Consider the following 15009-nt stretch of genomic DNA (forward strand, 5'->3'; position numbering starts at 1 on the left):
TCATGCAGTACGAGATGCACATCTCGTACTGTTCCACATGTACATCTGGGGATGTACGACATGTACATGTCGTACAACAACCCTTATTGAGATAAGGAGTATCCCTATAATTCAGCACGCAACAGGCGATAGACAGCCGGATGGAGGAAGTAGCGTACATCTTTTCCTTCGGTCAGAGCACGACGGATAAATGTGGAGCTTATTTCGAAGGTAGGAGAGTCGACGATACGGACTGTTCCGGGTAATTCGTCTTTGTTTACGGGATATCCGGGACGTGGATAGATGAGTATTTGGTTCTCTGCAATAATTCGTTCTGGCTCGCGCCAACGGTTGAATGTCAGCCAGTTATCCGAACCAATGATCAGATGGAATTCCCGTTCGGGATAGCTGCTTTTCAGGCAGTCCAATGTGTGGACTGTATACGAGGGGCGGGGAAGATGAAATTCAAAATCAGAAGCACGGAAATGTGGATAGTCTCCGATGGCAAGCTGTACCAATTGGAGGCGCAATTCGTCGGGCCATAAATCAGCTTGCTCTTTCAATGGATTGTGTGGGCTTACTACAAACCAGACCTCATCTAACCCGCAGAATTCACAAAGATAATTAGCTAATGCAAGATGTCCAATGTGTATCGGATTGAAAGAGCCGCTGAATATTCCGGTTTTCAATTTACTCATAATGTCAGAAACTCTCTGATTACTTTCAACGCTTCCGCTTTGGCTGTTTCCAGATCATCGTTGATAATCACTTTATCAAATTTGGGGGCAAAGCCCAATTCATATTCGGCTTTAGCTATACGATGTTCTATGACTTCGGGAGCATCTGTGCCCCGACCCACAAGACGACGACGAAGCTCGTCCACGCAGGGTGGTTGGATAAACAAGGATAAGGCTCGTTCTCCGTAGAATTTCTTTATATTACATCCACCTACGACATCTACATCGAACACTACATTTTGTCCGGCTTCCAATTGTTGTTCCACCTGTGCTTTCAAGGTGCCGTAGTAACGATCCTTGTATACTTCTTCATATTCCAGAAATTCATTGTTCGCAATGCGCTGGCGGAATTCATCCGGAGAGAGGAAGAAGTATTCTACTCCGTGCTTCTCTTCACCACGTGGCGGACGGCTTGTAGCCGAAATGGAGAATGCAAGGTTTAAATCTTGCGTTAGCAGATAATTTATAATTGTAGATTTACCCGAACCCGAAGGAGCGGAAAAAATAATAAGTTTCCCTTTCATACACAATTTGTGTTAGTAAAACAAGGCTTGCCGCACTTCCCCGTGCGGGAAGCACTACATAATGTTAAGTACCTGTTCCTTTATCTGTTCCAGTTCATCTTTCATCTGGACTACAATCTTTTGCATCTCTGCATGATTGGATTTACTACCCAATGTGTTGATTTCACGTCCCATCTCCTGGGCAATAAATCCGAGTTTCTTACCTTGACCGCTACCACTTTCCATGGTACTGATAAAGTATTTCAGATGATTGCTGAGGCGTTGTTTTTCTTCATTGACATCGAGTTTTTCTATATAATAGATAAGCTCTTGTTCCAGGCGGTTTTTATCATAATCCACGCTTAGAGTTTTTTCGAGGGCGTCTGTAATACGTTCCTTGATCTTCTCAACGCGTTCTTTTTCGTATGGAGTAATAGATTCCAGCAGGTGAGAGATATTTGCTATCTTTTCGCGAAACTTCTTTTCCAGTGCTGCACCTTCTTGTTTGCGGAAATCAACCAGATGTTTTATAGCCTCTTCAATAGCGACGTGCACGGTTTCCCATTCTTCTTCAGTCAGTTCTTGTATTTCTGTTTTTGTCATTACGTCCGGCATACGAAGTAGTGTTTGAAACCAATCTACAGGAACCGGAATGCTCAAATTGTCTGCAATATCTTTTATCTGTTTATAATATCCTTCTATCAGCACTTGATTGATAGGCGTAGCACTTTCGGCACTTTCCTTTTTCTCTACCCAAAGGCTAAAATCTACCTTACCGCGTTCCAGCGTCCGTGAGATTTCATTACGGATTTCCATCTCTTTTTCACGGTATGCCGGAGCAATACGAACAGATAAATCCATTGCTTTACTGTTGAGCGATTTAATCTCTACATTTATTTTCTTTTCGGTCAGCTCAGCAGTCGCTTTGCCATATCCCGTCATAGATTGTATCATATAATCAATTGTTTTTTGCAAAAGTACAGGAATATTTTAAGATTATTGCTTCAAAACCGAAAAAATATGGCGATATATCCCTCTGTTATACCTTTTATTGAAGGGGAATGTGTTGTTATATGTGCTATTGAGAAGAACTTTCTTTATAAGCAGTTTCCAGCATATTGTCCAATGAGGAGGTTAGTTCTTTACAATTGTCAGTAATGATACTGGAGTATCGAGCCCGTTTTTCGGAACTTAACGAATCGTCCGTTATCTGTTTGGTGAAGGTGTTAATGTTATCCAATGGTGCACGTACTTCCCGGCAAATGGATTTGACAAAGACTGATTTCATACGTTCACTTTCCTGCGCTTTCCGGGTATGTCGGATTAATTCTTGCTGAAGCTTTTTAGTACGTTGCAGATTAATATAAAAGTAAATACTGAAGAGGATAGAAATGATTACTAATCCTGTAGTACAATAAAATGCAATACTGTGGATATTACTGCTGATTGCTGCTTTTTCCAGTTTAAGTTCGGATGCTTCGTTGGTCACTTGCATTTCACCGATCTGTTGCAACAACTCTTTTCGTACCAATGAGTCTGTTACGTGGAGAGCTCGTTCGTACACCAGGCAGGCTTCTTCCTGTCGTTTTAGCTCTCTCAGTAATCTTGCCTTTTTCTGATAATGGGTAGTATAATTCACGTTGATTGCTTTTCCACTTTCGATAAGGTTTATTACTGAATCACAGAAAGCCAGTGCTTGTTCCTTGCTTTCCAGACTCTCATAATATTGTTGACTGGCCAGGTAGAAATAGAGTTTGTTACGTAAAAGAGCGTCCCCTTTTCCGTCTCTTGCAAATTTACAATATTTAGTGTAATATTCATTTGTTTTTACCTTACCTATAAGCTTATGGCTAAGCATTAATTGTTGATAGCATATCAGATAAGCATTATCTTTGTAGATATAAGGACGGCGGTTGATAACTTCTTTCTGGGTGAAGTATTCATCCATTCTTTTCAGATATTCCTCTGAGATTCTGATTAGTTTATCGCTGTTTCCGGTGTTTTTGTACGAAAAACTTAGCATGACGTAAATATTGGCTGTGAAGTTCTTACGGGCAGGGAGTGGAAATTCATCTACCAGCCTCCAGGCTTCTTCCCAGTATGGTAATGCTTCGCTAAAGTCAGAACTCTCTGTCAACGAAATAAATAAGTAGCGTATTACTCCTGTGAGAAAGAGTCGGGAAGCTTTCTGATATCTGTTCTCAGAAGGCTTTTGTGCATTGATCTCTTCTTGAATGCGGTCGCAAATTTCTGCCCGCTCATCTCGTGAAGCCATTTGCAGGATTCGTGCTTTATGTGTCATCTTATAATATTCCGGTATACCATCTTCGGTAGAATTTTTCATAAAGCTTTCTGCCTGGTTGAGAATCATCGACAGAGAGTCTCGTTTTTCCGGATTGTTTATCATACCGATTGTGATTGGCCCCAATGATGCAGATAAAGCAAACTTATCATTGACCTGCTGTGCTTCTTTATATAATTCGCGTGCAATAGAAATTTCATCAGGATCAGAGTCGGACAGGTCTAATATATTAATTAATAGTGTGACCCGTTGAGGGGCATCAACGGTATGTTTCAGTACGTTCTGTAAACTATCTTTCAACGTGTTTTCGGCAGATAAAGCGAACGGTGTACAGAAAAGAAAAAGTAATAATATGTAATACTTTGTAGTGTTCATTCTGTTTTGTTGTTTCCCATAGGGATTGTGAAGATGAATTTACTTCCTTTAGACCAGTTTGGATCTATTTTTATGTTTCCATTCATATGCCTTGCAATAAGACGACATAAGTATAGTCCCAATCCGTTACCAAGAGTAAACGTATTCAGCTTGGTGAAACGCTGGAATACATATTCGTGTTTGTCTGCCGAAATGCCACAGCCGGTATCTGTTACATTAATAATGATTTTTTTATTTTCTTTGTCACAACTACAAGATAAACAAATGCTACCTTTTTGGGTGAACTTATTTGCATTGTTCAGTAAGGAGCGTAATAACAATGAGAGGTATTGTGCGTGGGTATGGGCTATGCACTCTTTCGCAGGAAGATCAAGTAAATATTGTATGCCTTCTTTACCTTCTGTCTTTTGTAGAAATTCCATTTCCATACGGCAAATTGAGGTAACTTCTATATCCTCCAGAGGGAGTGCTTCGGTAAGGCTGTCCAGATTGGCTACCTCTATCAGGCTATCGAGTAGTGAGGTCAGTATTCGCGTATTTTCTTGTATGATGTCTTGATATTCTTTTTTATCTTCTAAAGGGGTCGATTCGTCAATTAGTATCTCAGAGAAACCATTTATAGAGTTTAGAGGAGTACGTATCTCATGGCAAATAGAGTTTATGAAAGCAGACTTCATTTGTTCGCTTTCTTGTGCTTTGATGCTTTGCCGGTAAATTTCCTTTTGAAGTTTACGCGTCTTTTTAAGGCTTTTGTAGTAATACATACTGATAGAAACCACTACGATCAAAATACAGATGGTGAAGATAAATTCTATCAGTCGGTTTTGGGCAGTCAGTACCGTTTTTTCCAGTTTGAGTTTGTCGATATCATTTTTGAGACGTAATGTTTCAACGCGTTCAATATATTCTTTCTTAATTAAAGAATCAGAAACCTGCATCGCACGCTCATAAGCGATACAAGCATCTTCCGGGCGATTGGCACGGCGGAAAAGGTAGGCTTTATTTTTATAGGTTTCCAATACCCGGGTGAATCCGGGGGCATGGTTGGTTTCAATCATGTGGATGAGTGAGTCACAATTAGCAAGGGCTTCATCTACCCGATGCATATTTCCCAGGAAGAGATAAGCTGTTTCAAAAAGATATATTTTGTTCCGGTCCAAAAACTCTTCTTGGGCAGACAGCATATGCTGGCGGAAAAGGTTATAAATCTTGTAGGCTTCTTCGTCGCTGATATACATAGCACCACGTATCAACTGTGTGTAATATCTCACGTATGTATTGTCTTTATAGAGAAAAGGACGTGGATACACTTCCTCTGAAAGTTTGTAGTAAGCTTTACATTCATCAATTACTTGCCAGGTGATTCTTTTTTGGTTCTCGTAATCTTGCTTCTGATTGTAAGCACCACTCAGAAGGGAGTGGATGGAGCCCAAATAATATCTGCGGACATATTCTCCCGGAAAATCCTGTGCTGTCTTCCAGGCTTCTTCCCAAAGTGGAATTTCAGGTACATAGATTTTAGATTTTCCTTGGTCGTTGAGCTCCCACAGTTGCATCAATCCTTCAAGAAACAAACGCTCCACTTTCTGATATTTATCTTCAGTAACTTGCCTGGTTTTGAATTCTTTACGTATCTTCCGGAAGATTTTTGTACGTTCCTGCTTGCCGGTTGTAGCACCGATTAATCTGTGGTAGATATTCATTCTGAAGAAGGTGGCTGCTCCTTCGGCAGGAGTCCCTTTTTCTATTTCTTCCAGCGTTTTGATATAATAGTTGTGTAAAGAATCCGATCTTTCTTGCTGATTGGCGTACTTGGTGACCATATGAGTTACTGCCACAAAGGTTGCATAGGAATCTTTCGCTTTTTTACCTTCTTCGAACAATTGTCTTGTATATTGTGTTTCAATCACATTTCCTTCATTAATGTCTTTTAGATTGAGAAGCAAATCGATACGTTTATGAGGATTTGTAGTTTGGTTGAGCAATGATTTCAGGCTGTCTCCGCGAATTACCTGGACAGAAATTAAAGGGATACCGGGTTTGTTCTCTTGGAAAGATTGTGCTAGAGAAATGTTAGTCCCCAGACAGCAGAGAAGGGTATATAGGATACAGCGGAGATAGCTCATGTCATGTTTGTTGTTTATTTATGCCTTTTGCTTGTATAAAATAGTCTGCTAAAGTAAGCAAAAAAAACATTTTAACAATGAATTTTAACTGAAATCTGCTTTAATTCATGCTACCGTGTGGTAATCTGAAAATAATCAGTTAAATTTGCGTCAGTTTAATAATCTGAAAATTATGTCGTGTATCTTACATATTGAAACCTCTACCGCAGTGTGTTCGGTAGCGGTGAGTGAAGACGGACAGACGATTTTTGTGCAGGAAGATATGAAAGGTCCTTCACACGCCGTGTCGTTGGGAGTTTTTGTTGATGAGGCTTTGTCGTTTATCGATAGTCATGCAATTCCTTTGGATGCGGTGGCTGTAAGTTGTGGACCAGGGTCGTATACCGGGCTTCGTATCGGGGTTTCAATGGCTAAAGGGATTTGCTATGGACGTAATATACCGCTGATTGGTATTCCTACACTTGAAGTATTGTGTGTACCGGTATTGTTGTATCATGAGTTGCCGGAAAACGTTCTTCTCTGTCCGATGATTGATGCACGCCGTATGGAGGTATATGCAGCTGTTTATGATCGCAGCCTGAATGTGATACGTCCTATTTCTGCGGATATTATCGATGAGAATTCCTATCTTGATATTTTGGATGAACATCCGGTTTATTTCTTTGGTAATGGTGCAGCCAAATGTAGAGAGAAGATAACACATCCGAATGCACATTTTATTGACGATATACATCCTTTGGCTAAGATGATGTTTCCGCTTGCCGAGAAAGCTGTAGCAAAAGAGGATTATAAAGATGTAGCCTATTTTGAGCCTTTTTATTTGAAAGAGTTTGTTGCTTCCCTTCCTAAAAAGGTATTGTAACAAGTGCTTTGTTCCTATTTTTAACTTTTAATTTTTAATTATTATTTTATGCAGTATAACACCCAACAGAAGAGAATGCCCCTTCCCGAATATGGGCGAAGTATCCAGAATATGGTAGATCATGCACTTACTATCCAAGATCCGGCCGAACGCCAACGTTGTGCAAATACTATCATCAATATTATGGGAAATATGTTTCCTCATCTAAGAGATGTACCCGATTTTAAACATAAACTGTGGGATCATTTGGCTATTATGGCCAACTTCAAGTTGGATATTAAATATCCATACGAGATCATCCGCGAGGAGAACTTAGGGACAAAACCGGAACCTATCCCTTATCCAAGTACTAAAATTCGCTATCGCCATTACGGACGTACGCTTGAGATACTTATTAATAAAGCATGTGAATTTCCGGAAGGAGATGAAAAGAAAAATCTGATCGCTCTTATTTGTAACCATATGAAGAAAGATTATATGGCCTGGAATAAGGATACGGTAGATGATCGTAAGATTGCTGAGGATCTGTCTGAACTTTCCGGTGGAAAACTACAGATGGATGATGATATTGTTCGTTTGATGGCAGAGCGTCTGGCACAGAACTATCGTCCGAAAACGAATTATACCAATAACCGGAATAATAATCAGAGAAGAAAATATTGATTAAGTAGTAAGTAGCTAGTAGTAAGTCGCTAGAATCCATGTGACGTGTTGTTTGAGCTACCAACTACTAAAATCTGACTATTAACTACTTACTACTGAATTCCAGCTACTAGCTACTAAATTCTAACTACTAACTACTAATCATATGGCTTCATTTGTAATCGAAGGAGGGCACAAACTGTGTGGAGAGATTCATCCGCAGGGTGCTAAAAACGAAGTGTTGCAGATTATCTGCGCTACATTGCTTACTGCTGAGGAAGTAATAGTAAATAACATTCCCGACATTCTGGACGTTAATAATCTTATTCAGCTGATGAGAGATATGGGGGTGACAGTTGCAAAGCAAGGTGTTGATACGTATAGTTTCAAAGCTGAAAATGTAGATATGGCCTATTTGGAAAGTGATGAGTTTCTGAAGAAATGTTCCAGCCTGCGGGGATCTGTGATGCTGATAGGGCCTATGGTAGCTCGTTTTGGTAAAGCTATGATTTCCAAACCCGGTGGTGATAAGATTGGTCGTCGCCGTTTGGATACCCACTTTATCGGTATTCAGAGTCTGGGAGCTGATTTCAGATACAACGATGAACGTGGTGTTTATGAAATTACTGCAGATAACCTGCATGGTACTTACATGTTGTTGGATGAAGCTTCCGTAACCGGAACTGCCAACATTGTGATGGCTGCTGTTCTGGCGAAAGGAACCACTACCATTTACAACGCTGCCTGTGAACCTTATTTACAACAGCTCTGTAAGATGCTCAACCGGATGGGGGCTAAGATCAGTGGTATTGCATCTAATCTTCTGACTATTGAAGGGGTGGAAGAGTTGCATGGCACACAACATACAGTACTGCCTGATATGATTGAGGTAGGTAGTTTTATCGGTATGGCGGCTATGACAAAGAGTGAAATCACTATAAAGAACGTCTCTTACGAAAACCTGGGTATTATTCCTGAAAGTTTTCGTCGTCTTGGTATTAAACTGGAACAGCGTGGAGATGATATTTATGTTCCTGCACAGGAAAACTTCCAGATAGAATCATTTATTGACGGTTCTATTATGACTATTGCCGATGCGCCCTGGCCCGGACTTACCCCCGACTTGCTTAGTGTACTGCTTGTAGTAGCCACACAAGCCAAGGGAAGTGTGCTGATACATCAGAAGATGTTTGAAAGCCGCCTGTTCTTTGTAGATAAACTGATAGATATGGGAGCGCAGATAATACTTTGTGATCCGCACCGTGCTGTTGTAATCGGACATAATCACGGTTTCAAATTGCGTGGTGGTAATATGACTTCACCTGATATTCGTGCCGGTATTGCTTTGCTGATTGCTGCAATGAGTGCCGAAGGGATTAGTCGTATTCATAATATAGAGCAGATAGATCGTGGTTACCAGAATATTGAGGGTCGGTTGAATGCTATTGGTGCGCGAATTACACGAATATGATAAGAAAAGAAGAAGTATATAAAATAGGATTTTTTAATAAACCTCATGGTATACATGGTGAGTTGTCGTTCACTTTTACAGATGACATCTTCGACCGTGTTGATTGTGACTACTTTATTTGTCTGCTCGACGGTATTTTTGTTCCTTTTTTTATAGAAGAGTACCGTTTTCGTTCTGACTCCACAGCTTTGGTGAAACTTGAAGGAGTAGATACTGCCGAGCGTGCCCGTATGTTTACCAATGTAGATGTATATTTCCCTATAGAGCATGTGAACGAAGCGGAACCGGGAGAACTCTCCTGGGATTTCTTTGTTGGTTTCCGTATGAAGGATGACACTCACGGCGATTTGGGAGAAGTGACAGATGTAGACACATCTACTGTTAACACGCTTTTTGTGGTAGAACGTCCGGATGGTGAAGAACTGTTGGTACCTGCACAGGAAGAGTTTATTAAAGGTATTGATCAGGAACGGAAACTCATTGTGGTTGATTTGCCCGAAGGGTTACTGAATCTTGATGAACTTGAAGAAGAATGAATCAGTGTTAATCTGTGTAATCAGTAGTAGAAAGAATTAGCGAAATGCTTACATTTGTACGCAATACGATAAAATAATGCCAAAGAAGAAACGCAGTAAAGCCTTTTGGAACAATATAAAGTTCAAGTATAAACTCACTATTATCAACGAGAATACACTCGAAGAGGTGGTGGGGATTCGTGTATCAAAATTGAATGGTCTTTCTGTTTTGCTTTCTGTGTTGACTATTCTTTTTTTGATTGCTGCCATTATTATTGCTTTCACTCCTTTGCGCAACTATCTTCCCGGATATATGAATAGTGAGGTTCGTAACCAGATAGTGGCTAACGCTTTACGTGTGGATTCTCTGCAACAACTGGTAGAACGGCAGAATCTGTATATTATGAATATTCAGGATATCTTTAGCGGAAAAGTCCGTGTTGACTCCGTACAAAGTATGGATACACTGACAACTTTGCGTAAGGACTCTCTGATGGAACGTACCAAACGTGAAGAGGAATTCCGCCGCCAGTATGAGGAAGCAGAGAAGTACAACCTTACCTCTATCACTTCGCAGCCTAATGTGAACGGACTGATTTTTTATCGTCCTACGCGTGGTATGATTTCTGCTCACTTCGATGCTGAGAAGAAGCACTACGGAACAGATATAGCTGCCAATCCCAACGAGAGTGTACTCGCTACGTTGGATGGTACGGTTATTCTGAGTACCTATACAGCCGAAACCGGTTATTTGATAGAAGTACAGCACAATCAGGACTTCGTCTCTATATATAAACATTGTGGTTCATTATTGAAACGTGAAGGTGATAAGGTACAGGCAGGAGAAGCCATTGCCTTGGTTGGAAATAGTGGAACACTTACTACAGGTCCTCATTTGCATTTTGAATTGTGGAATAAAGGACGTCCGGTGAATCCCGAAAAGTACATTGTATTCTAAATCATGAATAAAGAGATTAAAAAGAAACAAATAGCTATACTGGGCTCTACAGGCTCTATTGGTACGCAAGCTCTACAGGTGATTGAAGAACATCCCGAATTGTATGAGGTATATGCCCTGACAGCCAATAATAAAGTAGATATGCTTATAGCCCAGGCACGAAAGTTTCAGCCTGAGGCCGTAGTTATAGCTAACGAAGAGAAATATGATCAACTGAAAGAGGCACTGAGCGAATTACCTATTAAAGTATATGCCGGTGTCGAAGCCTTGTGCCAGATTGTAGAGTCCGGACCCATAGATATTGTGTTGACCGCTATGGTGGGATATGCTGGTCTGAAACCTACGATTAATGCTATTCGTGCCCGCAAGGCCATTGCTTTGGCAAACAAGGAAACGCTGGTTGTTGCCGGAAAATTAATTAATGTATTGGCGCAGCAATACCGTACTCCTATTTTACCTGTAGACTCGGAACATTCAGCAGTCTTTCAATGTCTTTCCGGTGAGGTGGGAAACCCTATTGAAAAAGTAATACTGACTGCTTCTGGTGGTCCGTTTCGTACCTATACTCTGGAACAGTTGCAAACTGTCACCAAAGTACAGGCGTTGAAGCATCCTAACTGGGAGATGGGGGCTAAGATTACAATCGACTCTGCTTCTATGATGAATAAAGGTTTTGAGGTGATTGAAGCTAAATGGTTGTTCGGCGTGCAGCCAAGTCAGATAGAAGTGGTGGTGCATCCTCAATCAGTTATTCACTCGATGGTGCAGTTTGAAGATGGTGCTGTAAAGGCACAATTAGGTATGCCTGATATGCGTTTGCCTATTCAGTATGCATTTTCTTATCCCGACCGCGTTGCTTCTTCGTTTGATCGTTTGGATTTTGCCAAGTGTACCAGTCTCACCTTTGAACAGCCTGATACCAAACGTTTCCGCAATCTGGCTCTGGCTTATGAAGCTATGTATCGCGGAGGCAATATGCCTTGTATCGTTAATGCTGCCAATGAAGTGGTGGTTGCTGCTTTTCTGCGTGATGAGATAGGCTTCCTTGCAATGAGTAATGTAATAGAGCAGACGATGGAACGTGCTTCGTTCGTACAGGTTCCTACGTATGATGACTATGTGGCAACTGATGCCGAAGCCCGCCGCATAGCCACTGAACTAATAGTAAATAGTAAATAGTAAAATTGTAAATAAACCGATGGAAACATTCTTAATCCGTGCCCTCCAGTTGATAATGAGCCTTTCGTTGCTTGTTATTATACACGAAGGGGGACATTTTCTCTTTGCCCGTCTATTCAAAGTGCGGGTCGAAAAGTTTTGTTTATTCTTTGATCCCTGGTTCACTCTTTTCAAGTTTAAGCCAAAGAAGAGTGATACAGAATATGCCGTAGGCTGGTTGCCTTTGGGTGGTTATGTCAAGATCTCCGGGATGATAGACGAGTCAATGGATACTGATCAGATGAAACAGCCTGAACAACCATGGGAGTTTCGCTCTAAACCGGCTTGGCAACGATTGTTGATAATGGTAGGTGGCGTATTGTTCAATTTCCTGTTGGCATTGTTCATCTATTCTATGATTCTTTTCACCTGGGGTGATCAATATATTAAAATTCAGGAAGCACCGTTGGGTATGCAGTTCAATGAGACTGCTAAGGCTGTAGGTTTTCAGGATGGTGATGTGCTGTTATCAGCTGATGGTGTGGAGTTTCTGCGTTATGATGCTGATGTGTTGAGCCAGGTTGCTGATGCACGTGAAGTGACTGTACTTCGTGGAGGACAGAAAGCTTCAGTTTATATTCCCGAAGATATGATGCAGCGTTTGATGGCTGATAGTGTGCGTTTTGCTTCTTTCCGAGTGCCTTATGTGGTAGATAGTATAATAGCTAATTCACATGCAGCTCAGGCTGGCCTTATGCCGGGTGATAGTATTATAGCACTTGATGGCAAACCTGTTTCTTATTTTGATTATCTTGAAGAGATGGCGGCACGTAAACAGAAGGCATCAACTTTGAGTAACGATACTGTAGATCTGCATCAGATCACGTTGACTTATGTTCGTGCCGGAGAGATGGATACTGTAACTTTAGGTACAGATTCTGCTTTCCGTATCGGTGTTTATGCGCAGCCTATGAATCGGGTGATGCCGATGGTTACTAAGGAATATGGCTTCTTTGAATCTTTCCCTGCCGGTGTGCACTTAGGAGTGAAAACATTGAAAGGCTATGTTGGCAATATGAAATATCTCTTCTCAAAAGAAGGAGCTAAGCAGTTGGGTGGTTTCGGAACAATCGGAAGTATTTTCCCCGCTACCTGGGACTGGCATCAGTTCTGGTATATGACGGCATTTCTCTCTATTATTCTTGCCTTTATGAATATTTTGCCTATCCCTGCATTAGATGGCGGACATGTATTATTCCTTTTCTACGAAATCATTGCGCGTCGCAAACCGAGTGATAAGTTTATGGAGTATGCACAGATGGTAGGTATGTTCCTGCTTTTCGGATTGTTGATATGGGCTAACTTTAATGATATATTGAGATTCTTCTTTTAAGATAATTTCAGTACAGAACATATAGGAGGTACAGAGGATTATATTATAAAACCTCTGTACCTTCTTTTTATTTATAAGCTCTTATTAATCCCTTTCTAAAATAAGGTGGAGTGAGTAACCGGATATTATTCAGGAATATCATCACCCCTTTTGAAGGAGTGATTTTGAATTTTTTTTCGGAAAGCCATTCATAGAATTGATCATAGTCTCCGGCTTTGTGATAAGTGCATAAAGCTATCTTTAGCGGGATGGTGTTCAGATGATTTTCCATTCCATTCAGAACGGTCTGTTCTGCTCCTTCCACATCTATCTTGATAAAATCGGGTCGGTGAGCATATGTTGTACAAAACGTATCGATGCTTATATTTTCTTCATCATTATGATCTGATACATATTGGGGAAATATGGTTATCTTTTCTGCCCATGGTGCGAAGGTAGCTTCGAGTGCTTCTACCCATTCCCGGTCTTTTTCAAATAAGACTGCATGGCTGACTTTCTCTATATTTGAAAGTACAAATATGCCTTCTGCACTCCCGATATCGAATAGAACTTCTTTATTTTCTACCTTAAATTTGCTATCCGTATAACAGTGAGGAGAATCGGGGTCCTGTTCCGTGATAAGTCCACAGTAGCAGAATCTTACGGTTGTAGGATTATAAGATCGTTTAAAATAGAGTTTTTTCTTTTCGTGCATAACATAAAGTAATCCGTTTTTAGGATCTTTGTACACTGCTATATTTTTACTGTCGTATTTCTCAATAAAAGGAGAAAGGAAAGTACATAGTGTATGTTGCTTCATGTATGAAAGTGCTTTGTTTATTTCATCGTCTTCAGAAGGATGTGTTGAATAATATACGCAGATTTCCTGCTTCATATTCTTGAGGGTTTGTTTCCAGAAGTAATTATTATAAGTACATTTTACTTTGTAACTGAGTTTGTTAAGTAGAGTCATAGATGTTGTTTTACTTGATTTTACAAATAACGACTTTTTCTGGTATAATTTAGATAGTAATTATATATGTTTTATTGATAATTATTCTATTTATAGAGAATTTTATGTAGATAACCATAATTGTTTAGTTTGTATAGAGTTATGATTCTTCTTCTTTTGTAGTTGTCTTTATACGAAAAAAGGCCTTGTTTATTATTCTTGCAGTTGGTTTGATCGTTGTCATAGGTCGGATTTTGTTTTTACGGCATTGATGCCAAATCTCAGATTGTACAATGAGTTCTTCTTTTTGATGAAGATCAAGCACTTATACACTGTCTCATAGGAGGATAAGACTTATCTTTGCCCTAAATATAACATCGAGTATTATGGTAAAGAACATCGTATTTGACTTTGGGGGTGTCATTGCTGACATAGATCGTGATAAAGCGGTTCAAGCCTTTATTAAGTTAGGACTGAAAGATGCAGAAACACGTTTGGATAAGTATCATCAGACTGGTATTTTCCAGGAGCTGGAAGAGGGTAAACTGACAGCAGAAGGATTTCGGGATAAGCTGGGAGAGTTGTGCAGACGTGAGCTGACAATGGAGGAGACCAGACAGGCATGGCTGGGATTCTTCACGGGGGTAGATATACGCAAGCTTGATTATATGCTGGAACTCAGAAAGTCTTATCATGTATATATTTTAAGTAATACGAACCCCTATGTAATGTCGTGGGCATGCAGTCCCGGATTTTCTTCTCAGGGAAAGCCTTTGACGGATTATTGTGATAAATTGTATCTGTCTTATCAGATAGGTTGCACCAAGCCTGAACCGGAAATATTTAACTATATGTTGAAAGATAGTGGTATGCTTCCTTCCGAAACACTTTTTGTTGACGATGGAGCTTCGAATATATATATCGGCAAAGAATTTGGGCTACATACTTATCAACCGGAGAATGGTATGGACTGGCGGAAAGAATTGTCACAGCTGTTAGCGGGTCTGTAAAGTACCGGTATGTGAGAACTACTTTGCCTGCATGCAGAGTACGCCTT

At 40.4% G+C, this 15009-nt stretch carries 14 protein-coding genes; 8 read left to right on the forward strand and 6 right to left on the reverse strand.

Annotation, left to right across the window (positions count from 1 at the left end):
• Nucleotides 1–104: 104 nt before the first annotated feature.
• The 5 genes from nadD to HCG69_RS07755 all read right to left on the reverse strand — a co-directional run bounded on the left by nadD (nucleotide 105) and on the right by HCG69_RS07755 (nucleotide 6022).
• On the reverse strand, nucleotides 105–677 hold the full coding sequence (nadD, locus tag HCG69_RS07735) for a nicotinate (nicotinamide) nucleotide adenylyltransferase (protein WP_221649572.1): 573 nt from the start codon (nucleotides 675–677) through the stop codon (nucleotides 105–107).
• Nucleotides 674–1240, reverse strand: coding sequence for a guanylate kinase (gene gmk, locus HCG69_RS07740; RefSeq protein WP_221649573.1), 567 nt, complete (start codon nucleotides 1238–1240; stop codon nucleotides 674–676). Before gmk ends, nadD begins: the two co-directional genes overlap by 4 nt.
• 54 nt (nucleotides 1241–1294) lie before the next feature.
• A complete protein-coding gene (locus tag HCG69_RS07745) occupies nucleotides 1295–2173 on the reverse strand; it encodes a YicC/YloC family endoribonuclease (protein ID WP_221649574.1) in 879 nt (292 codons plus the stop codon).
• 124 nt (nucleotides 2174–2297) lie between these two features.
• Nucleotides 2298–3896 (reverse strand): histidine kinase, encoded by a 1599-nt coding sequence (locus HCG69_RS07750; protein ID WP_221649575.1) that lies wholly within the window; start codon nucleotides 3894–3896, stop codon nucleotides 2298–2300.
• Nucleotides 3893–6022 (reverse strand): sensor histidine kinase KdpD, encoded by a 2130-nt coding sequence (locus tag HCG69_RS07755; protein WP_221649576.1) that lies wholly within the window; start codon nucleotides 6020–6022, stop codon nucleotides 3893–3895. The genes HCG69_RS07750 and HCG69_RS07755 overlap by 4 nt, the downstream gene beginning before the upstream one ends.
• Nucleotides 6023–6194: 172 nt before the next feature.
• On the opposite strand from HCG69_RS07755, the gene tsaB reads away from it, so the two are divergent.
• The 7 genes from tsaB (at nucleotide 6195) to rseP (ending at nucleotide 13021) form a co-directional block, all read left to right on the forward strand.
• Nucleotides 6195–6884 carry a tRNA (adenosine(37)-N6)-threonylcarbamoyltransferase complex dimerization subunit type 1 TsaB gene (tsaB, locus tag HCG69_RS07760; RefSeq protein ID WP_221649577.1) on the forward strand — a complete coding sequence of 230 codons (690 nt, stop codon included), beginning with the start codon at nucleotides 6195–6197 and terminating at the stop codon, nucleotides 6882–6884.
• Between the two features lie 48 nt (nucleotides 6885–6932).
• Nucleotides 6933–7547: a DUF4290 domain-containing protein gene (locus tag HCG69_RS07765; RefSeq protein ID WP_221649578.1), complete on the forward strand. Its 615-nt coding sequence runs from the start codon at nucleotides 6933–6935 to the stop codon at nucleotides 7545–7547.
• A 145-nt stretch (nucleotides 7548–7692) separates the two neighbouring features.
• Nucleotides 7693–8997, forward strand: coding sequence for a UDP-N-acetylglucosamine 1-carboxyvinyltransferase (murA, locus tag HCG69_RS07770; RefSeq protein ID WP_221649579.1), 1305 nt, complete (start codon nucleotides 7693–7695; stop codon nucleotides 8995–8997).
• Nucleotides 8994–9533, forward strand: coding sequence for a ribosome maturation factor RimM (gene rimM, locus HCG69_RS07775; protein WP_221649580.1), 540 nt, complete (start codon nucleotides 8994–8996; stop codon nucleotides 9531–9533). The genes murA and rimM overlap by 4 nt, the downstream gene beginning before the upstream one ends.
• Before the next feature lie 76 nt (nucleotides 9534–9609).
• Nucleotides 9610–10470 carry a M23 family metallopeptidase gene (locus tag HCG69_RS07780; RefSeq protein WP_002562453.1) on the forward strand — a complete coding sequence of 287 codons (861 nt, stop codon included), beginning with the start codon at nucleotides 9610–9612 and terminating at the stop codon, nucleotides 10468–10470.
• Between the two features lie 3 nt (nucleotides 10471–10473).
• Complete coding sequence (locus HCG69_RS07785) at nucleotides 10474–11649, forward strand: 1-deoxy-D-xylulose-5-phosphate reductoisomerase (RefSeq protein ID WP_221649581.1); 1176 nt, start codon at nucleotides 10474–10476, stop codon at nucleotides 11647–11649.
• 19 nt (nucleotides 11650–11668) lie between these two features.
• Nucleotides 11669–13021 (forward strand): RIP metalloprotease RseP, encoded by a 1353-nt coding sequence (rseP, locus tag HCG69_RS07790; RefSeq protein ID WP_221649582.1) that lies wholly within the window; start codon nucleotides 11669–11671, stop codon nucleotides 13019–13021.
• A gap of 67 nt (nucleotides 13022–13088) precedes the next feature.
• Here the strand turns inward: rseP and HCG69_RS07795 are convergent, their stop codons facing one another.
• Nucleotides 13089–13973, reverse strand: coding sequence for an FkbM family methyltransferase (locus tag HCG69_RS07795; protein WP_002562450.1), 885 nt, complete (start codon nucleotides 13971–13973; stop codon nucleotides 13089–13091).
• A gap of 365 nt (nucleotides 13974–14338) precedes the next feature.
• On the opposite strand from HCG69_RS07795, the gene HCG69_RS07800 reads away from it, so the two are divergent.
• Nucleotides 14339–14962, forward strand: coding sequence for an HAD family phosphatase (locus tag HCG69_RS07800; protein WP_221649583.1), 624 nt, complete (start codon nucleotides 14339–14341; stop codon nucleotides 14960–14962).
• Nucleotides 14963–15009: the final 47 nt, after the last annotated feature.

Source organism: Bacteroides sp. K03 (assembly GCF_019734355.1).
Classification (GTDB): domain Bacteria; phylum Bacteroidota; class Bacteroidia; order Bacteroidales; family Bacteroidaceae; genus Bacteroides; species Bacteroides nordii.